At 38.5% G+C, this 21193-nt stretch carries 22 protein-coding genes and 1 pseudogene; 20 read left to right on the top strand and 3 right to left on the bottom strand.

The features are described from left to right. Nucleotides 1-41: 41 nt before the first annotated feature. From tatC to NST21_RS17135, 6 genes are all read left to right on the top strand, one after another. Nucleotides 42-794 (top strand): twin-arginine translocase subunit TatC, encoded by a 753-nt coding sequence (gene tatC, locus NST21_RS17160; RefSeq protein ID WP_056520836.1) that lies wholly within the window; start codon nucleotides 42-44, stop codon nucleotides 792-794. A 49-nt stretch (nucleotides 795-843) separates the two neighbouring features. Beyond that, nucleotides 844-1197: a DUF2535 family protein gene (locus tag NST21_RS17155; protein ID WP_340890388.1), complete on the top strand. Its 354-nt coding sequence runs from the start codon at nucleotides 844-846 to the stop codon at nucleotides 1195-1197. 225 nt (nucleotides 1198-1422) lie between these two features. Then, nucleotides 1423-2265 carry a DegV family protein gene (locus tag NST21_RS17150; protein ID WP_056520834.1) on the top strand — a complete coding sequence of 281 codons (843 nt, stop codon included), beginning with the start codon at nucleotides 1423-1425 and terminating at the stop codon, nucleotides 2263-2265. A gap of 165 nt (nucleotides 2266-2430) precedes the next feature. Beyond that, nucleotides 2431-3021 (top strand): SCO family protein, encoded by a 591-nt coding sequence (locus tag NST21_RS17145; protein WP_340890386.1) that lies wholly within the window; start codon nucleotides 2431-2433, stop codon nucleotides 3019-3021. A 298-nt stretch (nucleotides 3022-3319) separates the two neighbouring features. After that, nucleotides 3320-4162, top strand: coding sequence for an SGNH/GDSL hydrolase family protein (locus NST21_RS17140; protein ID WP_340890385.1), 843 nt, complete (start codon nucleotides 3320-3322; stop codon nucleotides 4160-4162). Beyond that, nucleotides 4159-4743: a YpmS family protein gene (locus NST21_RS17135; RefSeq protein WP_053346618.1), complete on the top strand. Its 585-nt coding sequence runs from the start codon at nucleotides 4159-4161 to the stop codon at nucleotides 4741-4743. Before NST21_RS17140 ends, NST21_RS17135 begins: the two co-directional genes overlap by 4 nt. Nucleotides 4744-4798: 55 nt before the next feature. Here the strand turns inward: NST21_RS17135 and NST21_RS17130 are convergent, their stop codons facing one another. Then, nucleotides 4799-5542: a DUF4397 domain-containing protein gene (locus NST21_RS17130; RefSeq protein WP_340890384.1), complete on the bottom strand. Its 744-nt coding sequence runs from the start codon at nucleotides 5540-5542 to the stop codon at nucleotides 4799-4801. Nucleotides 5543-5784: 242 nt separating this feature from the next. On the opposite strand from NST21_RS17130, the gene msrA reads away from it, so the two are divergent. Then, complete coding sequence (msrA, locus tag NST21_RS17125; RefSeq protein ID WP_445670601.1) at nucleotides 5785-6276, top strand: peptide-methionine (S)-S-oxide reductase MsrA; 492 nt, start codon at nucleotides 5785-5787, stop codon at nucleotides 6274-6276. Further along, entirely contained in the window at nucleotides 6266-6694 is a 429-nt protein-coding gene (msrB, locus tag NST21_RS17120) for a peptide-methionine (R)-S-oxide reductase MsrB (protein WP_340890382.1), read from the top strand. Before msrA ends, msrB begins: the two co-directional genes overlap by 11 nt. Before the next feature lie 43 nt (nucleotides 6695-6737). Here msrB and NST21_RS17115 read toward each other — a convergent pair whose 3' ends face one another. Further along, on the bottom strand, nucleotides 6738-7841 hold the full coding sequence (locus NST21_RS17115; RefSeq protein ID WP_340890381.1) for a GDSL-type esterase/lipase family protein: 1104 nt from the start codon (nucleotides 7839-7841) through the stop codon (nucleotides 6738-6740). A 314-nt stretch (nucleotides 7842-8155) separates the two neighbouring features. Here NST21_RS17115 and NST21_RS17110 point away from each other — a divergent pair, with 314 nt between their 5' ends. The 11 genes from NST21_RS17110 (at nucleotide 8156) to NST21_RS17060 (ending at nucleotide 18593) form a co-directional block, all read left to right on the top strand. Continuing rightward, nucleotides 8156-8299, top strand: coding sequence for a YjcZ family sporulation protein (locus tag NST21_RS17110; protein ID WP_340890380.1), 144 nt, complete (start codon nucleotides 8156-8158; stop codon nucleotides 8297-8299). A gap of 330 nt (nucleotides 8300-8629) precedes the next feature. After that, nucleotides 8630-9604, top strand: coding sequence for a S66 family peptidase (locus NST21_RS17105; RefSeq protein ID WP_056520822.1), 975 nt, complete (start codon nucleotides 8630-8632; stop codon nucleotides 9602-9604). A gap of 261 nt (nucleotides 9605-9865) precedes the next feature. Continuing rightward, nucleotides 9866-10195 carry a hypothetical protein gene (locus tag NST21_RS17100; protein ID WP_057216807.1) on the top strand — a complete coding sequence of 110 codons (330 nt, stop codon included), beginning with the start codon at nucleotides 9866-9868 and terminating at the stop codon, nucleotides 10193-10195. A gap of 196 nt (nucleotides 10196-10391) precedes the next feature. Next, nucleotides 10392-11744 (top strand): aspartate aminotransferase family protein, encoded by a 1353-nt coding sequence (locus NST21_RS17095; RefSeq protein WP_340890379.1) that lies wholly within the window; start codon nucleotides 10392-10394, stop codon nucleotides 11742-11744. Nucleotides 11745-11761: 17 nt separating this feature from the next. After that, nucleotides 11762-12475 carry a CoA transferase subunit A gene (locus NST21_RS17090; RefSeq protein WP_340890378.1) on the top strand — a complete coding sequence of 238 codons (714 nt, stop codon included), beginning with the start codon at nucleotides 11762-11764 and terminating at the stop codon, nucleotides 12473-12475. Next, complete coding sequence (locus NST21_RS17085; protein ID WP_057216799.1) at nucleotides 12442-13107, top strand: 3-oxoacid CoA-transferase subunit B; 666 nt, start codon at nucleotides 12442-12444, stop codon at nucleotides 13105-13107. Before NST21_RS17090 ends, NST21_RS17085 begins: the two co-directional genes overlap by 34 nt. A 17-nt stretch (nucleotides 13108-13124) precedes the next feature. Then, complete coding sequence (locus NST21_RS17080; RefSeq protein ID WP_340890377.1) at nucleotides 13125-14390, top strand: peptidase; 1266 nt, start codon at nucleotides 13125-13127, stop codon at nucleotides 14388-14390. Between the two features lie 80 nt (nucleotides 14391-14470). Further along, nucleotides 14471-15319, top strand: a complete 849-nt coding sequence (gene ablB, locus NST21_RS17075) for a putative beta-lysine N-acetyltransferase (protein ID WP_340890376.1) — start codon at nucleotides 14471-14473, stop codon at nucleotides 15317-15319. Nucleotides 15320-15403: 84 nt separating this feature from the next. Then, on the top strand, nucleotides 15404-16786 hold the full coding sequence (locus NST21_RS17070; protein WP_340890375.1) for a sigma-54 interaction domain-containing protein: 1383 nt from the start codon (nucleotides 15404-15406) through the stop codon (nucleotides 16784-16786). 120 nt (nucleotides 16787-16906) lie between these two features. After that, nucleotides 16907-18310, top strand: coding sequence for a lysine 2,3-aminomutase (gene ablA, locus NST21_RS17065; RefSeq protein ID WP_340890374.1), 1404 nt, complete (start codon nucleotides 16907-16909; stop codon nucleotides 18308-18310). Nucleotide 18311: 1 nt separating this feature from the next. Continuing rightward, complete coding sequence (locus NST21_RS17060; RefSeq protein WP_340890373.1) at nucleotides 18312-18593, top strand: YokU family protein; 282 nt, start codon at nucleotides 18312-18314, stop codon at nucleotides 18591-18593. 68 nt (nucleotides 18594-18661) lie between these two features. Here the strand turns inward: NST21_RS17060 and NST21_RS17055 are convergent. Next, nucleotides 18662-20024 (bottom strand): annotated as a pseudogene (locus tag NST21_RS17055) (amino acid permease). Nucleotides 20025-20237: 213 nt separating this feature from the next. Here NST21_RS17055 and qoxA point away from each other — a divergent pair. Beyond that, nucleotides 20238-21179: a cytochrome aa3 quinol oxidase subunit II gene (qoxA, locus tag NST21_RS17050; RefSeq protein ID WP_340890372.1), complete on the top strand. Its 942-nt coding sequence runs from the start codon at nucleotides 20238-20240 to the stop codon at nucleotides 21177-21179. Nucleotides 21180-21193 lie beyond the last annotated feature (14 nt).

The raw sequence follows: 21193 nt of genomic DNA, 5'->3' as shown, positions 1-21193 counted from the left end.
GAAACAAAGATACGGATTTTCAGATGAAGGCGTGATCAACTTTGGAAGATAAAGAATTAAATATCATCGATCATCTCGATGAATTGAGAAAACGGCTTATCATTACAGCTGTTGCTTTTTTCATCTTTTTTATCGTCAGTTTTATTTATGTTAAAGATATCTATAATTGGTTTGTGAAGGATCTTGATTTCGACTTAATGGTATTAGGACCGAGTGATATTATCTGGATTTACTTTATGCTTTCAGGAGTTGTAGCCATTGCCGCAACGATTCCGATAATTGCTCTGCAAATCTGGTTATTTGTTAAACCGGCTTTGATGCCAAATGAAGTAAGAGCCACGCTCGCCTATATACCTGCTCTCTTCTTACTTTTTATCGGAGGACTTGCTTTTGGTTATTTTGTCATCTTCCCAACCGTTCTTCAATTTTTGATTGAATTGGGCGATGATATGTTCATAACCAACTTTACAGCGGATAAGTATTTTTCATTCGTCTTGAATATGACGCTTCCTTTTGCTGTTTTATTTGAGCTCCCTGTAGTTACCATGTTTTTGACCTCTATTGGTGTAATTAACCCATACGTGCTTCAAAAATTAAGGAAGTATGCTTATTTTGTACTTGTGGTTATAGCGGTTTGTATTACGCCACCTGATTTTATGTCAGACTTTTTGGTTATGGTTCCTCTATTGTTATTATATGAAATCAGTATTTCACTATCTAAAATAGTCTATAAACGTAAGGTGAAGCGAGAAAGTTTACTTGAAGAAACCTTTAATAACGAGGAAGATTTATAAAAAAAATGACCCATGAAGGCATTATGCCCTTGTGGGTCATTTTTGTAATATGAAAAATGCTGGGGCTTGTCAGTTTTTTATAGATATGAATATTTATACTTTTGGGTTTATTGTGTATAATATAAGCAATCGGTTAAAAATGAGGATTGATAATTTGATGTTCAAATGCTTGGAATTCAAAGATTGTTTTGGACATAAGGTCACAATTTCAGAAATTCCTGTTTTATTGCCTAGTGATCCGGATTTTTTTATGTTGACCGTGCGTTTGGAAGTGTTTGTAAAACGAGTTTTTGATAATAAAGATCATAAAGAAAATTACTCATTTAAGCATTATTTAGCATCAGTACTTAAACGGCCTGTTTATCACAAGATTTTTTATGAGAATTTACTTAATAATGCTTAATGTGGACTGTTCCATAGCTAACTTCTCCTATAAAAGAGATGCCTCTAATTCCATGTAATATCGAATAAGCGGCGTGTGGTTAGTTGGCTTATGGGATGGTCTTTTTTTTGTGTAATCATTTAGAATTAAATGTATTCTTTAACATAGAAAATGAATAGTTTAGTTTGAATGCGTTCTTTGAGTAGGTATAATACAATAGATATGTTAATTTAGGGATGTGTAATGATGAATAAAGTAAAGATAGTAACAGACTCAACAGTAGATATGACACCAGAAGAACTAGAATATTATGATATAACAATGGTTCCTCTATCAATCTATATTGATGGAGAGACTTTTTTGGATAAGGTTGAAATAGAGCAGGAAGAATTCTTGATAAGAATGAATCTGTCTAAAGAACTTCCAAAAAGCTCTCAACCAGCAGTAGGAACCTTTGTAGAGGTATATGATGAACTTGGGAAAGACGGTAGTGAGATTATTTCTATTCATATGACTGGTGGTATGAGTGGCACAGTCCGCTCAGCGGAGAGCGCGGCTAGTATGTCTGATGCAAAAGTTACCGTTTTAGACTCTAAATTCATTTCGAAGGCCATGTCATTTCAGGTTATTGAGGCAGCGAAAATGGCGAAAGAAGGGAAATCTTCTGAAGAGATAATTGAACGCCTAGAAAACATTAAAAAGCAGTCAAGTTTAATCATTGTCATTGAAACTCTTGATAACCTTGTGAAGGGTGGAAGAATTGGTAAAGTTTCTGCGTTTATCGGTTCCCTATTGCACATCAAGCCGATTGCTCTTCTTGACGATGGTGTACTGAATCCTGTGTCCAAAGCTAGAAGCCAGTCACAAGTTGTGAAATATATTGTAAAGAAATTCAAGGAAGATACACACGGAAAAACAATTAAAAGCATTGGCTTTGTTCATGCAAACGGTTTTGAAATTGCGGATAAAGTTCGTAAATCCATATCAGAATTATCAGGTTTTCACGATATAAAGATAGAGGCAACTACTGCTGTAGTCAGTACCCATACAGGTGAAGGCGCCATGGCTATTATGTATTATTGGGACTGATTTCTTATAGAAAAGCAGTTACTGAAGTTATGTGTATGATTTGAGCTATTTCATTGTTCAATAAATTGTCTTTAGTTTGTAGAAAGAGTTACTTTTCTCACACCACTTGGTCTGGTAGAATAAATGAAGTAACAGAATATTTTATACATAAAGGACGGGGTAGGGATGAGAATACTGCATTTGCTTAAGGCAGCTATAGGCACAACGGTATTATTGCTGTTAACAGCATGCGGTTCAAGCGGAGTACCTGATGCGAAAAACTGGGACCTTGAAAATTTCAGTTACATAGATCAGGAAGGGGAACCCTTTTCAAAAAGTGACCTTAAAGGAAAGGTTTGGGTCACGGACTTTATCTTTACAAGTTGTGAGGATGTATGTCTGCCAATGACTTCAAATATGTCTAAACTTCAACAAATGTTGAAGGACGAAGGCATCTCAGATGTAGAGTTTGTTTCCTTTTCAGTGGATCCAGAGATTGACAAACCCGATGTATTAAAAAAGTTTGGAGATCAATTTAATGTAGACTACGGAAACTGGCACTTCCTAACTGGTTACGGCCAAGAAGAAATCGAGCAGTTTGCATTGGAGAACTTTAAAACACTTGTTAAGAAGCCTGAAAAAGAGGACCAGGTTATCCACGGGACTAGCTTTTTTCTAGTGGATCAGGATGGGAAGATTATTCAAGAATACACAGGTTTGCAGGATATTCCATTTGATGAAATCATCAAGCATATTAAAATTTTACAGAATTATTGAACAGGTTAAATTACCTGTTCTTTCTGTTTTTATAGTTTTAAAATGAAAATAAAGGGAAAAGTCCATTATCCTATAGTCAAATAGTTGTAAATCGTTTATGAACGAAACAGCAGAAGTGAAGAATGATTTTACATGCTAAGTACATGCTAAAATTTATAGGACTAGCTTTTAATCCCTGCTTTTTTTCATAGTATATAGTAACTATTGCTTTAGCAAAGAGTAGAATAGAAAGAGGGTATATTGTTTGCAATCTTTCGTTTTCTACATGATATAATATATGGGTAGGAAGGTGAGGATCATGTGGTACAAAATCACCTGTCTTTTCATATGCCTAGTTTGGATTTCAGGTTGCAGTCAAAGTGAAACTGTTTCAAATCAGTCATCAGTTCAGCAAAAGAGCGTCATTGAACTGAGTGAAAAGGGAACCATTCCAGCCAGCTTTTTTCCGGATCCTGTTCAAATTGTTTCCATCGGTGATTCCTTGACCCAAGGTGTCGGGGATAGCAAAGATAATGGCGGCTATCTGCCTTATTTACAAAATAAGCTGGAAAAAGAACCATCCATTATTTCTGTAGAGATGATTAATCATGGCATTCGGGGAAATCGGACCGATCAACTTTTAAAAAGATTGGATAAGGCAGAAATTCAAGAAGACATTGAACAAGCCGACTCCATAGTTGTCACAATCGGTGGAAATGATATCATGAAGGTATTTAAACAGAATTTTTCCAACTTGGAACTGAATCAGTTTGATTCAGCAAAAATAGGATATGAAAAAAGATTAAGACAGATACTTGATAAGGTGCGCTCTGAAAATGATCACGCCCAGATTTACCTTGTGGGTGTATATAATCCATTTTCAAAATGGTTTGCCGATTTTTATGAACTTGATATGATCATGAATGATTGGAATGAAAGCGGGAAAGAGATTATCAAGGAATATGATTCAGCTTATTTTATCGAGATAGATGATATTTTTAAAAACTCTGAAGAAGACTTGCTGTATGCTGAGGATTATTTTCATCCGAATGATCGCGGGTATGAGCTAATTGCAACAAGAATCTATAATAACATGGAAATTACCACAATTGGAAAGGACACGTTAGAAGCTAGTGCCAAAGGAGATGATGACCAAGAATGACAAAAGTCAAATGGAAGGCTTTGTTTATTTCTTTATTAGCCCTAAACATCCTGGTCATCCTGTTCGTCCTGATTTTAGTTAATCTTCCGGCTAAAGATAAAGAGCTGATACCAAAAGTAAGTTACGAAGAGGATATACAATTTCAGATTCATACGAATCGGGAAGACCTGACTCGATTAATCAACCAGTATCTTGATAAAGAAGGATTGACAGGATCTATTCATTATGAAGTTTTTTTAACGGATGAAGTCGAGCTGTATGGAACAATGCCATTTTTCAATCGTGAAGTTGAAATGAAATTAACGTTTGAACCAATTGCTCAAAAGAATGGTGATTTGATCTTAAAGCAAAAATCTGTTGCTGTTGGACAGATGAATCTTCCGGTTTCATATGTCATGAGTTTAATAAACGATCGGTATAATATGCCGGAGTGGGTCAGTATTCGCCCCAACGACGAAAGTATTTATGTATCACTGCAGGATATGGAACTTAAAAGCGACATTAGGGTAAAGGCAAAAGAATTTGATCTGAAAAATGATGATATTTCATTTTTATTGACCATCCCGTCTTCGCTGCAGTGAATAAAGAATAAATGTGTAAAAAACCAGGATCAAGGTATCCTGGTTTTTTACACATTTATGGAGTTAATGTAAGTGTTTCTAATGCAGGTTGATCTTGATTCAATCCGATTATATAAATAGTTGAGGAGGTATCTGCTTGAAAATCTGTGTTAGGTAATGAGAGTGCAACATCTTTTGTACCAGCGGTCCTCACTTCAAAATCAACTTTCATAGGGTATAGATTTAAATATTCGCTTACTTTACGAAACGGAAGGTTTGCAAACACGACATCTCCATCTTTTACGGCAATATCGACTGAAGGTGTATCATATGATAGATGGATAAATCGTACCTTGGCTTCATTTTGAGGAACATATGGATTATCTTCTAAAGTTAACATTTTCAACGATTCATTTGCCCCAGCGGCTGCGACTGTAAATGATTTTCCACTTTCGAGCCCGACCTTTCGGCTCAATATGGTTGAAGTGGTTTGCCCAGTAGGGTATATATCAATTTGATACATTCCAGGGGGTAATGATAAATAACCACTGTTACCTTTATATACAAAGTTCTTGAGAATGCGCATTTCATTTACATATACATCGATAGCTGGAGCCTTTGGGGCAGCGTGTAAAATTCTTACATATGAGGGTGCTACTGCATTTCTTTGTTCATATCTCATGGGTTGTGTTGCTTTTTCGAGACTTTTTAAGTGCTTATGATAATAATAATCATGCAGATGTGGATTGCTGTATTTATAGTAAGAGGATAGTAAATCATAAGCTACCGCTTTTTGTAAAAATGATTGTTTATCGCTCAAATTCCTTCACCTCTCATTATATTCATTATGAACCCATCATATGGAAGTATGCTTGGGCATGTGTCAAACCTAACTTGAAGTGGTGAGGCAGCATATATTAATAATTTTGAACGGCAAAATATTTTACAGGGCAAAATAAAAGCGTTAAAATGCATTCAATGGAACGTTTGCATAAAAGGAGGATATTTCATTTGACTAAGCAATTAGAGAAAGCAACATTCGCAGGCGGCTGTTTCTGGTGTATGGTAAAGCCATTCGATGAGCAGCCTGGTATCGAATCCGTTATCTCAGGCTATACAGGGGGTACAAAGGAAAATCCTACTTACAAAGAGGTTTGTTCTGAAACCACGGGACATTATGAGGCTGTTCAGATTACTTTTGATCCGAGTGTATATCCTTATGAAAAATTAATCGAATTGTTTTGGCAGCAAATTGACCCAACTGATCCAGGAGGACAATTTTATGACCGTGGCAGTTCCTATCAAACCGCGATTTTTTATCATGACGAAAATCAACGTGAAATTGCCGAAGCTACCAAAGTAAAACTGCAGGAGAGCGGCAAATTTTCCAAATCAATTGTTACTCCGATTATTCCTGCCCAAACGTTTTATCAGGCTGAGACGTATCACCAGCATTATTATAAAAAGCAACCTGAGCATTACGAAAGGTATTCGATTGGGTCAGGACGTAAATCATTTTTACAACATCATTGGGGGGAAAAAGATGAACAGTAAAGAAGAATTAAAACAGAAACTTTCACCAATTCAATATGAAGTCACTCAAAATAATGGGACAGAACCAGCTTTTCATAATGAATATTGGAACTTGAAGGAAGCGGGACTATATGTAGACGTCGTGTCCGGCAACCCTCTATTTACTTCAAAGGAAAAGTTTGATTCTGGCTGCGGATGGCCAAGCTTCACTAAACCTATAGTGGAAGAAGAAGTGGTAGAAAATCTAGATACTAGCTACGGTATGAGAAGGATTGAAGTGCGCTCAAAAACTGCCGATTCTCATCTTGGTCATGTTTTCAATGATGGACCCGGACCATCCGGATTACGTTATTGCATCAATTCTGCCTCGTTAAAGTTCATTCCGGTCCAAGATCTTGAAAAAGAAGGATACGGGGAATATAAGAAGTTGTTTGATTAAACAGAAAACCCTATCACTAGATGATAGGGTTTTTTTATCTGCTTTAGTAGTGGTTTATATCATCGGTGATGATCGATGATATACGGACATATGGTAATGTGGTCGGATCGCTTGCCATTGTTCTTCCGGTTACTTCAAAACGGACAGTGTGTGAACCGGGAGAAAGTCCATTGGTGATAAACAAATATCTTTCTCGGGCAAAGGGCCACCAGGTATTTAAAGATGTGATATTATTTCCATCGATAAATACAGCCACTTCCCCGCCATCAGGGCTTCTAAGTAGTTTCACACCAAGAATACTCCCTTTGAAATTGTATTCAATCAGGCTCCCTTTTGCATTACTTGTAAAGTAGTCTCCTCTTGGACGAAAACCGATCATCTTTTCATAGTTGTCAACTTCTGATAAATCTAATTCAGAACCGGCGTGAAGCTTGGAGGGAAGGCTTGCTATTGGCTTCTCCTGCTTTAAATTATCAAGAAATTGTTCATAAATTGCATTAGCATAAAATTGATAGCCTAGTCCATTTGGATGAATCAAGTCTTTAGTCAGCTGTTTTTCAGTATAGCCTGAAGTCTGAAAAATTGGCCGCATATCTACATTAGTAGCCCCATAATGTTTAGATAATAGTTCGATAGCTGATGCAAATTCCTCATATTTCAAGCTGCTTTCCGTTATTGTAAACATTTCTGCATTAGGATGGAGACGCTTCGCCTTCCTGATTAACGCCTCATACGTCATGATGAAATCGTCTACCTTCATGTATTTGCGGTCATTCTCGCCGAATACGATGAAAATTAAATCTTTATGGTCATGTTTCTTTCTTTGGGAGAGCTTAAAGAGGCCTTCAAAAGCAGTGGAGCCGCTTTGGACCACATAATCCCCGTGAAAAGGAATATCGTTGACGTCAATCATCTTGTTTTCTAGCTGTTTGAACCATGTTAAATTAGGATTTTCAGCTCCAGAGCCTCTTCCAATACTATCACCAACAACAAGGTATTGAATCGGCTGGCCGGATTGAAATTTTTGATAAACATTTAATGAATCATCTGATCCATAGGTTTTAGGAACTTTTTGAAGGATATAGCTGATTAGAAGAATCGTGGCAATTGCAGCGAAAGGGATGAAGGGTTTTGCGTTCTTTTTCAATGTAGTTCCCCCGAATTAACATTTTATTTATCTAAATAGGTAAAAGATAGCTTAAAGACTTAAAGAGGCTAAGAATGGTTTTTTCCTTATTATATCCCAATTTGAAACTTACACAATAAGTACTAAACGATATTTTGACATTTTTCGCGGTTGCCCTTGGCTGTTCACCTAATATGATTTATAAAGATGAAAGCAATAATTGGAAAGTTTTTTCTTAAATCTAGAAAAATAGGCTAATGCACAGACCAAGGCGGGCTTAATGACATATGGTAAGGTGTAAAGAGAAATCAGAAATCAAGAAGGAGTGAAACTTAATGTACGGATATGGTGGATATGGTGGCGGAGGATATGGTTATGGTGGTGGCTGCGGTGGCGGTTGCGGTTTTGGTTCAGGTTTCGCGTTAATCGTTGTATTATTCATTCTGCTGATTATCATCGGTGCTTCATTCTGTTGCTAACAAAAGAAAAAACTAAAAGACCAGTAAATGCTGGTCTTTTCTTTATGTTAGTAATTTAAAGGAATAAATCCTATTTAATTACTTACTTTCTCAGACCAGTGTCTGGGGGGGCTGGATTGCCCGTGAAATTATCGAAAAAAACCAACTGAAAAATATCGAAGAACCGGTTTTTAGCTGGTGAAAGAAAATAACCAGGAATCCTAGTTATTTTTTTTGTGGAATAAACTATGAAATAATACGAATACACGTTCTTAAGTGTCCTGGTTTTTCTTTATTCAGCATATCTGCTAAAATAACGAAAGATGTAATTATTTTAGGGGGAAAAAAGATATGAAACCTTCTCGTTTAAAAGCTGGCGATGAAATCCGGGTTATTGCACCTTCGAGAAGTCTGGCGATTGTCAAAGGGGAACAACGCAGGCTGGCAGAAGAAAGATTAATGGAGCTTGGATTTAAAGTGACGTATGGTAATACGGCTTTGGTCCATGACGACTTTTTCTCCAATTCAATTGAAGATCGAATTGAGGATTTACATGATGCGTTTCGGGACCCAAATGTAAAGGGAATCTTTACGGCTATTGGCGGTTATAATGCCAACCAATTACTACGATATATTGACTACGATTTGATTAAAGAAAATCCAAAAGTGTTGATGGGATATAGTGATATAACGGCTATCTTATTGGCAATTTATAAAAAAACAGGCTTAACTACATACCCTGGTCCTCATTTCTCGACGTTCGGCATGAAGGCTGGGCTGGAATATACAATGGAATACTTTAAAAAAGCAGTTCTCCAAGTTGAAGACTTTTATCTTGAACCAAGTGAAACGTGGAGTGATGATTCATGGCATTTAGAGCAGGATGATCGCACTTTCCATACAAATTCAGGATATATGGTCATTCAGGAAGGGGAAGCGACAGGGACAATCATTGGAGGCAACCTTTGTACAATCAATCTTTTACAGGGTACAGAGTATATGCCTTCTTTAAAGGATAGTATCCTGTTTATAGAAGATGATGAAGAAAGCCATCCATTCAGTTTTGACCGAGATTTACAGTCATTGCTTCAATTGCCAGATGCAAGCGGAATAAAAGGAATTGTCATAGGCCGTTTCCAAAAGGAATCCGGGATGACTGATTATGCGTTGCAGGAAATTATTGCAACAAAGAAAGAAATAAATGGTATACCTGTCATCGCGAATGCTAACTTTGGACATGTTCATCCATTTGTAACGGTCCCGGTAGGTGCAAAAGCAGTGATGAATGTGAAAAACGGAAAAGTAACTGTTAATGTCCTTTCATAAAAAACTATAGATAAGACGCCGTTCAAAAGTGGACGGTGTTTTAAGTTATTTTGGGTTTGGTCTGGTAATTCCCTATAATATGAATATATTTCTACTTGCCTGAAGCTATGTTTTTTTGGTTTATTTTAGGAGTAATACCTCTTGTCAGCGCTGAATATTTTACTATTTTACAAGCATTATTAGGGAATATGAGGCTAATTGTTCAAATTCTATGTTTTTCTGATATAATACTAAGAGATTTAAAATAGAAAAGGTGATTATGTGTTATTAACAATTCCCGCATCCATTCGTTTAGAAGGGGCTTTGGCCGAATATAATAAAAAAGGCCGTGTAAGCCATACTTGTTTCGTTTGTAACGAAGACACTTCAAATGGGGATGCAAGTAACTTGAACTACTATAAGTTAGGTACTAAAAAAGTTTGTCATTCATGCATGAAACATGTTTTACGTCATCCATCTTTAAAAGAGTATGAATATGTACATACCTCAGTTATTGATAAAACTGCTTTTTATAAAAATGTGCTGGCTGTTTTAAAGGATGAAAATTTTTTAGAGTCAATTCGTCAAGAAAAGCTAAATAGCGCATTGTAAGAAAAAAGTGTATCTCTTGTGGATACACTTTTTTTGTACCCTTTTAAGAAACCTCCCTATAATGGCCTATCATGAATCTAAAAGAAATTTATAAGTTTACAAGCTTAGGTCAATTTCCTTAGCAAGATTCTCTCAATCAGGACATACACTTTACTATAATGCTAGTTTGTTTCCCAGAGAAGGAGAGTGTGGGCATATGGAGCAGTCTTCATTGATCAAGCCGGTCCTAGGAGGAGCCTACCCGACTATCAGTCATGGTGAGGGAGTATTTTTATACGATAAAGAAGGAAAGAACTACCTGGATGCTTCATCCGGTGCTGTTACTGCTAACATCGGTCATGGTGTTCAGGAAATTATTGATGCGATGAAAAAACAGGCTAATCAGGTTTCATTTGTGTATCGTTCACAGTTTACGAGTGAACCAGCGGAGAAACTCGCCAAAAAAATTGCTGAACTAACAAAAGGGGAACTGAATTATAGCTTTTTTGTAAATAGCGGATCCGAAGCGACCGAAACTGCCTTGAAAATTGCCATTCAGCATTGGCAGGAAAAAGGGAAACCTAAGAAACATAAAATTATATCCAGATGGATGAGCTACCACGGCATCACGATGGGGGCTCTTTCGATGTCGGGCCATCCGATTCGCCGTGAACGGTTTACTACTATGCTTGAATCATATCCTTCCGTTTCTCCTCCATATTGCTACCGCTGCCCACTTCAACTTGATCCCCATACGTGCGGAATGGCCTGTGCTAAGGAATTGGAAGCAACAATTAGACGCATTGGTGGTGACAATATTGCCGCTTTTATTGCTGAGCCTGTCATTGGCGCAGCCGGGGGAGCTATTGTTCCACCGGATGGTTATTTTCAAAAACTCAAGAAAATTTGTGAAGAACATGACATTTTATTCATTGCCGATGAAGTTATGACTGGATTCGGTCGGACCGGTAAGATGCTTGCTTCCGAATATTGGGATGTAGAACCTGATATCGTAACATTCGGAAAGGGAATGAGTGGGGGGTATACTCCTATAGCTGCCGCTGTAATGACGAGAAAAGTGATGGAGCCAATCATGAGTGGCTCTCAGTCGATTATCGGAGGGCATACACTTAGCGCCAATCCATTATCATGTGCGGTATCGTTAGCGGTGTTAGAATATGTAGAAAAAAACAATCTCGTTGAAAAATCAGCCGACAGAGGGAAAAACTTAATTAGAGGACTGAAGAAGTTAGGAGAGAAGTATTCCTTTATCGGAGACATCCGTGGAAGGGGTTTATTGATTGGTATGGAATTTGTCCAGGATAAATCGACAAAGTCTCCGCTTCCAAAGGTTGTCGACGTGACTAATGAAATCATTAAATTGGGAATGAAAAATGGAATCCTATTGTACCCTGCAGCAGCGGGTCTAGATGGTGTAACCGGGGCTGCAATTATCATATCTCCTCCTTTAACGATTTCGGAGGATGAGTGTGCAGAATTGTTAATGAGGCTCGATATAACACTTCGACAATTTAATGAGCAGATCCTACCGGGTCATCTGTCATCCTAACAAGGAAGTGAGTTAGTATGTTAGAAAATTCATTCCAGAAAATTTGCCGTTTTGAGGATGTTCTACATCTCTTTAAAGATAATCAGTCTATTCTTTTTGGAGGGTTCGGTGGCATCGGTACCCCGCCGGGATTGATCAATTTAATCTTGGATTCAGGTATTAAAAATTTAACCCTAATCGGAAATGATACTGGTTTTCCAGATATAGGGGTCGGGAAACTGGTCACACAGCGGCGTGCGAAAAAAATCATCGTTTCTCATATTGGTTCTAACCCAAATGCGGGCCTATTTATGAACAATGGAGAGCTGGAAGTAGAGTTCTCACCGCAAGGGACGCTTGTCGAACGTATCCGGGCAGGTGGGATGGGTCTTGGTGGGATATTGACCGACATTGGCCTGGACGCCGATATAGTCCGTGACGGAAAACAAACCATAAGGCTGGGTGAGAAAAATTATCTAGTGGAACCTGCGTTGACTGCAGATATCGCAATTGTTTATGCAGAAAAGGCAGATCCTTATGGAAATCTAATATTTGATAAAAGTGCTCGGAATACGAATCCGCTCGTAGCAACTGCCGGACAAATCACCATAGTCGAAGCAGTGCAAATCGTTCCACTTGGCGCTTTGAATCCGGAAGAAATTATTGTTCCGGGTGCATTTGTGGATTATATCATTCCATCAAAAGGAGTCGATTGGAAATGGGTTTGGGAACCAAAGTCAGAAATCGATTAGCGAAACGAGCCGCAGCAGAGATAAGCAATGGCATGCTGGTCAATTTGGGAATTGGCATACCATCCCTTGTGCCGAATCATCTTTTGAATGATCATCGAGTTATGTTTCATGCTGAAAATGGGCTTGTTGGAATCGGGAGTTCTCCAAAAAAGGGGAAGGAAGATCCGCATCTCTGTAATGCTGGAGGTCTTCCCATTACCATTAGAGAAGGAGCTTCATACTGTGACAGTACGATCGCATTTGGAATGATACGCCGGGGCAGGGTGGATATCACGATTCTTGGAGCACTACAAGTAAGCGAATTAGGTGACTTGGCTAATTGGAATGTGCCAGGAAAAAGAGTACCAGGGATGGGTGGGGCGATGGAACTTGCGGCAAAGGCCAAAAAGGTCATCGTATTAATGGAGCATACTGATAAAATAGGCATGTCTAAATTAGTAAAAGAATGTACGTTACCATTAACGGCTAAAGAATGCGTACATATGATTATCACGGAGCTTGGCGTATTTTCTGTGACGCCCGAAGGCCTCTTATTAACTGATTTATTTGAAAATTCTAGTATCGAGGAAATCAGGAATCAAACCGAAGCCTCGTTTACAGTCTCTAAAAATATCCATATTTTAAAAGAATGAGAGAGGAGAATGGTGATATGTATGAAGAGAAAATCAGCACTTGGTTGAATGAACATCGAACGAATGGAATTAGGCTGTTACAAAAACTGGTACAGGAACCGAGCAAGCGAGGCCAAGAGGGGAGTGCGCAAGCTATTGTAGTTGAAAAGTGCAGACAGCTTGGTCTCGAAATAGATTTATGGGAGATTGGGGATGAAAAATTAAGAAATCATCCCCATTTTTATTGTGATCGTAAAGATTTTAAAGGAAACCCCAACCTTGTTGCGATTAAAAGAGGAATCGGCAACGGCAAATCTCTCATTTTAAATGGTCATATTGATGTGGTTCCCGAGGGAGATCATACTGCGTGGCACGATGACCCATATAGCGGCATGGCAAAAGACGGAAAAGTGTTTGGGCGTGGAACGACCGATATGAAAGGTGGCAATGTTTCTTTATTATTAGCACTCGAGGCAATTATTGAATCTGGTATACAATTGAAGGGGGATGTTATTTTCCAAAGTGTGATTGAAGAAGAAAGCGGAGGTGCAGGTACACTTGCGGCAGTCTTGCGAGGATACCGGGCTGATGGGGCAATCATTCCTGAGCCAACTAATATGAAAATATTTCCACTTCAACAAGGATCGATGTGGTTTCGGCTTATAGTCAAAGGTAAGTCGGCACATGGAGGTACAAGATATGAAGGGGTAAGTGCAATAGATAAAGCAATTAGTGTAATGCTAGAAATCAAGAAACTTGAACAAGAACGTAACGAGTCACTTCGTCATTCTCTCTATAAAAATGTAACAATTCCAATTCCGATTAATATTGGGAGCATTCAAAGTGGGAATTGGCCTTCTTCTGTTCCGGATACAGCCGTACTAGAAGGCCGGTTTGGGATTGCCCCCACGGAAACAATGGAAGCGGCTCAACGCTCGCTGATGCAGTGTATTGAGGCTTTAAACCAGACTGATGCATGGTTCAAAGAGAAGCCTATTGAATTAGAATGGTTTGGGGCTAGATGGTTGCCTGGCAGTCTCGAACTTGAGCATCCATTGATGAAAACACTAGGTGCATACTATGAAAAAGTGATGGGTGAACAGCCGCTTGTTGAAGCCTCCCCCTGGGCGACGGATGGAGGTTATCTTTCATCAGTGGGATCGACTCCTGTAGTTGTCTTCGGACCGGGGGAAACGAAGTTGGCTCATGATTCTAATGAATATATAGAAGTGGATAAAATGATGGACGTTGCAAAAATCATCGCTTTAACTATAATCGAATGGTGTGGAGTGGAAGAGGAATAATAAGTTTCTCACGGGTCTGATTCTCATAGGGTCAGGCCTTTTGTTACAATAATTTGATTGATAGGAAAGGAGCAAGTTAGATGGAGACAGGAATTATTGAAAAAAGAATTCAAAAACCGCGTTGCACATTACATATTACAATCGACCGGTTTAATAAGCGGGTCCGGGTGGAAGATTATCTCGGTCATTTTCAAGATTGCGTAGAAGAATCTATGAAGGTGGCTGAGAACATATCAGCAGAGAAAATCATTTTTAAGACACGAAAGGAAAACGTTCAAGAATTACTAGTTCAAGGCTTTTTATATGAAGGAAGTATAGATAAGTACTTTTTAGGAAGCGATTGCTTCTTCCTTGTTAAATATAACAAGAATGAACGTAGAAACAGTGAAAACTGGGAAAAGGAGGATCAAATCCTTGCCGGTGTACAGAGTCTCCCGTTAAAAGCCGCTTTAGATGCTCCGCCTGCAGCCTACCAATGTCGTAAAGCAGATGAATCCGATGCTATTCAGCTGGCACAATTGTATGGCAAGGTGTTTGAAATATACCCCACTCCGATGAATGATCCGGAATATGTGAAAAAGTGCATGAAAAGCGGAACAGTTTTTTATATTTACGCCCATGATGATAAAATCGTTAGTGCTGCCTCAGCAGAAATCGATGCCTTCTACCATAACGCTGAAATCACTGATTGTGCGACACTGCCCGAACACCGGCAGTACGGCTTAATGAAGCATTTGATCGCTAAACTTGAAGACCACCTCGTCTCACATGAAATTTATTGTATTTATTCCATTGCCCGATCACTGTCATTCGGTATGAATGCGGCCCTGCACCAGCATGATTACTCATACCGCGGGCGATTAGCCAATAACTGTTACATCTTCGATAAACTTGAGGACATGAATCTGTGGGTGAAAAATTATACATGAATGCTCATTTTTAGGCAGGTTTATGACAAGTTTTTGGCATTTCCTCATATATATTAAGTAAGGACGTATTAGAGGAGGTGGACCTTGCCTAGTGAATTTTTAAATACAAGTAAAGTATTAGAAGCGATACTGGAAACCATTGATGAGGGCATTCATGTGATTGATCCAAAGGGACAAACCATCTTTTATAATGGAGTGGCAGCCAATCATGATGGAATGAAAGTAGGGGAAGTACTCGGGAAACCATTACTTGAAGCCTTCCCTTCGTTAAATCACAAATCTTCTACATTACTGAGAGTTATTAAATCTGAAAAGCCCATTTATAATTACAGTCAATCGTATGTAAATGCACATGGGAGGATCATTGAAACGTTAAATACAACGCTCCCCATATATGTAGATGGGTTTATAGTTGGTGCCATAGAAATAGCGAAGGATTATTCGAGTTTGAAGCAGTTATCTGAACGGTTAGCTGACCTGGAAAGCTCGCTCAAGACAATGAAAGGTCCTGAAAAAAAAGCGGAAGTGAATGGTAATTTATATACGTTTAACGATATTTTAACCCGTGATACTGAATTCAGAAACATAATTTCACTAGGGAAAAAGGCTGCCCGTTCCTCTTCCTCTGTATTAGTTTATGGAGAAAGCGGTGTAGGAAAAGAACTTTTTGTTCAAAGTATCCATAATGATTCTAACCGCCGAAAAGAACCGTTCATCGCACAAAATTGTGCGGCCTTACCAGAAAATTTATTAGAATCTCTATTATTCGGTACCGCTAAAGGCAGTTACACAGGTGCAGTGGATCGCCAGGGCTTATTTGAATTGGCCAATGGTGGTACCTTGTTTTTGGATGAATTACAATCGATGCCGATTGACCTGCAGGCAAAGTTGCTGCGGGTGCTTGAAGATGGGTTTATTAGGAGGATAGGTGCCGCAAAGAATGTCCAGGTGGATGTAAGAATTATGGCAGCGATGAATATAGATCCGAAAAAAGCTGTTACGGAAAACAAGTTACGAGCAGATTTATTTTACCGATTACATGTATTAAGCTATGAGCTGCCTCCGCTAAGAGAGCGCACTGAAGATATATTATTCCTTACTAATCATTTTATTTTATTCTTTAACAAGAAATTAGGACTTTCCATAGAGGGAATTGATGAGAAGACAAAGGTTTTCTTACAGAATTATCATTGGCCAGGGAATGTTAGAGAGCTTAAGCATACGATTGAATTCATGATGAATCATACAGAAAAAGATATATTAACACTTGAAGATTTGCCGCAGTTTTTTAAAAAACGTCCCACTTCAAAAGAAAAAATACTTCCACTGCGTCAGGCAATGATGGAAATGGAGACGAAATTGATCACCGAGGCTCTTCTTCAAACAGGAGGCAATGTCTTTCAAGCCTCGAAGCTATTGAAGATTCCACGGCAGACCCTGCAATATAAAATGAAAAAACATACTTGAATGTTTAAAATTCGGATGGACCATGTAATCCGGATTTTTTTATGGGCATATGTAGTTTTTGGTTAATTTTGGCATCCTTCTTGCATTAAATACTACTATCAAGACTCAGGAGGTATTACCATGTTATTTGACTTATATAAGCCCGAGCGTAATTGGAAAGATATAGAGCTATGGAAAGATGTAACCGATGAACAATGGAACAACTGGCTGTGGCAGCTTACGAATACTATCCGAACTGTGGAGGATTTGAAAAAAGTTATAGACTTGACTCCTGATGAAGAGGAAGGTGTCAGGATCTCTACGAAAACCATCCCATTAAATATTACCCCCTATTATGCTTCGTTGATGAGTAAGGATGACCCAAGGTGTCCAGTCAGAATGCAATCTGTCCCAATCTCAGAAGAAATGCATAAAACCAAATATGACATGGAGGACCCGCTTCATGAAGATGAAGATTCACCAGTACCGGGATTGACTCACAGATATCCTGATCGCGTCCTTTTTTTGGTCACGAATCAGTGCTCCATGTACTGCCGTTATTGTACGAGAAGACGCTTTTCAGGACAAATAGGTATGGGAGTACCAAAAAAACAATTAGACGCTGCAATCGGCTATATTCGTGATACACCAGCAGTCCGAGATGTTCTTATTTCCGGGGGAGACGGATTATTAATTAATGACACCATCCTGGAATATATTTTAAAAAACTTAAGGGAAATCCCCCACGTTGAAATAATCAGGATAGGTACGAGAGCTCCAGTTGTATTCCCTCAACGAATCACAGAAAATTTATGTGCAATTTTAAAAAAGTATCATCCAATTTGGTTAAATACGCACTTCAATACATCTATAGAAATTACCGAAGAATCAAAGAAAGCGTGTGAGATGCTAGCAGATGCAGGTGTACCGGTAGGCAACCAGGCTGTTATTCTAGCCGGTATAAATGATAGTGTCGCGATCATGAAAAAGCTGATGCATGACCTCGTTAAGATTCGTGTCCGTCCTTACTACATTTATCAGTGCGACCTATCCGAAGGAATCGGTCATTTCCGAGCCCCGATATCTAAGGGGATTGAAATTATTGAAGGCTTACGCGGTCATACGTCTGGGTATGCTGTCCCGACTTTCGTTGTAGATGCACCAGGGGGTGGAGGGAAAATTACATTACAACCGAACTATATCCTTTCACAATCACCGACAAAAACAGTGCTTCGTAATTTTGAAGGAGTAATTACCACATATCCCGAACCTGAGCATTACACACCAGGACTTGCAGATGATTATTTCAAAGGGATATATCCTGATATGGAAGAAAAACGGTCAGATATAGGAATAGCTGGTTTGATGAATGACAAGCAATTTAATTTAGTACCTGAAGGGCTGAAACGAATGAATCGCCGTGAAAATTACGTTACCAACCCGGAGCATGCTTCATTAAAAAATCAACGTGAAAAGCGAGATCAGTTAAAAGAAAAGAAATTCCAGGCACAGCAAAAAAAGAGCACTCCAAAGGGGGATGAATAGCATGGAAACTTGTCCATGGTGTGAGATAGGAAAACTTACATCGGTAACTGGTACGGTCTATTGGGAATTACCAGATGGAACGCGAGCCGTTGAAATTACTGAAACTCCTTCTTCCCATTGTGAGAATTGTAAAGCTCTTTTTCAGAGTGATGAAATAGTAAAAGGAATTGAAGATCAGCTATTTTTAATTGATTCGAAACAGCTTGCAAAACAGACCAAGTATGATGAGTTATTGAAGATGAAGCGGGTGTTAAAGCGGAATTATTTTGATTTTGGGAAATAACAAAATAATTAGAAGTTGCCTCATCTACTTTTTTTGGTGAGGTTTTTCTGTGCGTCCGGCGGTGCGGTCTATAGGGTGCACATCTCGAACGGTGAAGGCATTAGTAGCGGTTGCTTTCCGTGGTGACGCGGAATTCTGAAGGAAGCAAGCGGTAAATTGAGATATATTATTTTGAGGCCTCTTTTGGAGAGGTCTTTTGAAATTTCTTCAATGGGTATTAGGGTAGATGAAAAAGCACTGTTAAAACAACTAATTTTTATTTTCAAAATACGAAGAGCAGAAATAATAATGAAAGACCAATTGAACAAAATTAAGATCCCTGCGGCTGTCGTAATGTACTCGTAAATCTTACCAGGTAACAGCAACGCAGTGACAATAGATGCAATTAATCCGATTGTTGCTAGACATAATGAAGGAAGAGGGAGTTCCTTAAACTTTTTTAGCTTTTTAGAGAACAAAGCTGGAGCATCACCGCCATCTGCGAGGGTCACAAGGAGTGTTGTTACCCCAAATAATGAAACGATCATCGTTGAAAAACCAGCTAAGATAATAGTTGCATTAAATACATGTGGAAAAAAAGAAAAATGATATTTATCTAGTGCCGTTACAAAAGGACTTTCCTTTTCAATAAACGCCCCATGTGCAGCCATATAAACTGCAAGTCCGAGTGAAATGATATAAATCACCACTAGTACTATTAACATAATGATTCCCGCTTTGGGAGCATCTTCTTTCTTTTTAAGTCTCATGGCCATATGTCTAATTACTTCTATTCCTCCATAAGCGTAAAAGGCATAGATTAAGGAAGACCAAAAACCTTTCCAACCTTCGGGAAATAGTTCATTGACTGAATTAGGAAACCCAGTATGTTTTACATCCCCGTGAATCCATCCGAACACGGCAGCCGCTGCAAGAATAATAAATATATCAATAGTCGCCGTTTTGATAACGGCTTAGTAAATTCTCTACTTTATCAAAACCCTCATTGCCGGTTAAAACGACAATAATCGTGAGAATGGCGTATCCAGTTGCAAAGAGCCAAAGAGGAACATTTGGAAACCAAAATCTTGATAAGATCGAAAGAGACGTTAATTGGCCACACATAATCAGGATGTTTGAACTCCAATAGTTATAGCCACAACTAAATCCGGCCCAACGCCCATAGGCTTTGTTTGCATAGTAGCAGAAAGATCCATCTTGAGGATCTTCAGCCGTGATTTTAGCTAATAAGCTGTATACAATATAGGTTCCAATAGCTGCTAAAATAAAGGAAAGGACAATTGAAGGGCCTGTTATTTTTATACCAATGGTCGATCCAAGAAAAAATCCAGTACCAATAGTGCAGCCAATCCCTATTATGGACAATTGCCGCCATTTTAAATTTTCATCTTCACTATCCTTACTTTGACCAATAGGAATAAAAAAATCCATGCAGTATCTCCTCACATATTCAAATTCCTTATCAAAGCAAGTAGGTATTTAGATTACCTGTTTATCTGAACATTCCCCAAATGAATTCATACATATTCATCCCGCCTATAAATGTGATTGTGAGAAATTACCATTCTTAATAAACATTTTTTGGGATAACTTCATTTTTTGTGGATAACTTAGAAATGAAATCATAAAAGAAAGGATACATATATGAAAACAAAATGGGTTCTATTAGCCATTCTTTCTACCATAGTCAATGTGCTTTCTGGCTGTGAATCATTAGCGGTCTTAGATCCTAAAGGACCTCAAGCCCAAACGCAAGCCAATGTGATTTGGCTATCAATTGCGATCATGTCGGTTATTGTTATTGTTGTTTGTGCTATTTTAGTCTTTGTGTTAACGAAATACCGTGACTCTAAACTACCTAAAGATTATGAACCACCCTACATTGAAGGGAATCATGTTGTTGAAACGTTTATTGTTGGGGTGCCAATTTTAATCGTCATTTTCTTCTCCGTTGTTTCTGTAATTTCCAACAATAAAGTGGAAGCCACTCCGGAAGGGTACAAAGGTCAAGATCCATTAGTTATTTACGCTTCGTCATCTGACTGGAAGTGGCATTTTAGTTATCCAGAAAACGATATCGAGACAGTAAACTACTTGTATGTTCCAACAAATCGACCACTTGAATTTAAACTTTATTCATTCGGGCCTATCACGAGTTTCTGGATTCCACAACTTGGCGGTCAAAAATATGCCATGTCTAACATGGTGACCACATTACACTTAGCAGCGGACGAATCAGGGGAAATGATGGGACGAAATGCAAACTTTAGTGGGAAAGGATTCGCTGAAAATACGTTCCACGTCGAAGCGATGTCTCAAGATAAGTTTGATGAATGGGTAAAGGAAGTTAAGGAAACTGCGAAACCTATTACTGATGTAAGATTCAATGAATTATTAAAACCGGGTCATGAGGGACAGTTAACGTTTACTGGAACTCATTTAGACTTCTCACCAGCTCCAGAAGGTGAAAATGCTGGACATCATCATGGCTCAAGTGACTCTAACGCGAATTCAAAAGGTGAACATATGGAGCATGATCATAAGTCAAGTAATAGTAAAGAAAAATCAGCACACAATCATGAATAATTTCTTAGTCTATC

This window comes from Peribacillus sp. FSL K6-1552 (genome assembly GCF_038005205.1).
In the GTDB taxonomy this organism is placed as follows: Bacteria; Bacillota; Bacilli; order Bacillales; family DSM-1321; genus Peribacillus; species Peribacillus butanolivorans.
The sequence above is the reverse complement of the archived record's forward strand: the minus strand, read 5'-3'. Positions and strand labels throughout refer to the sequence as shown.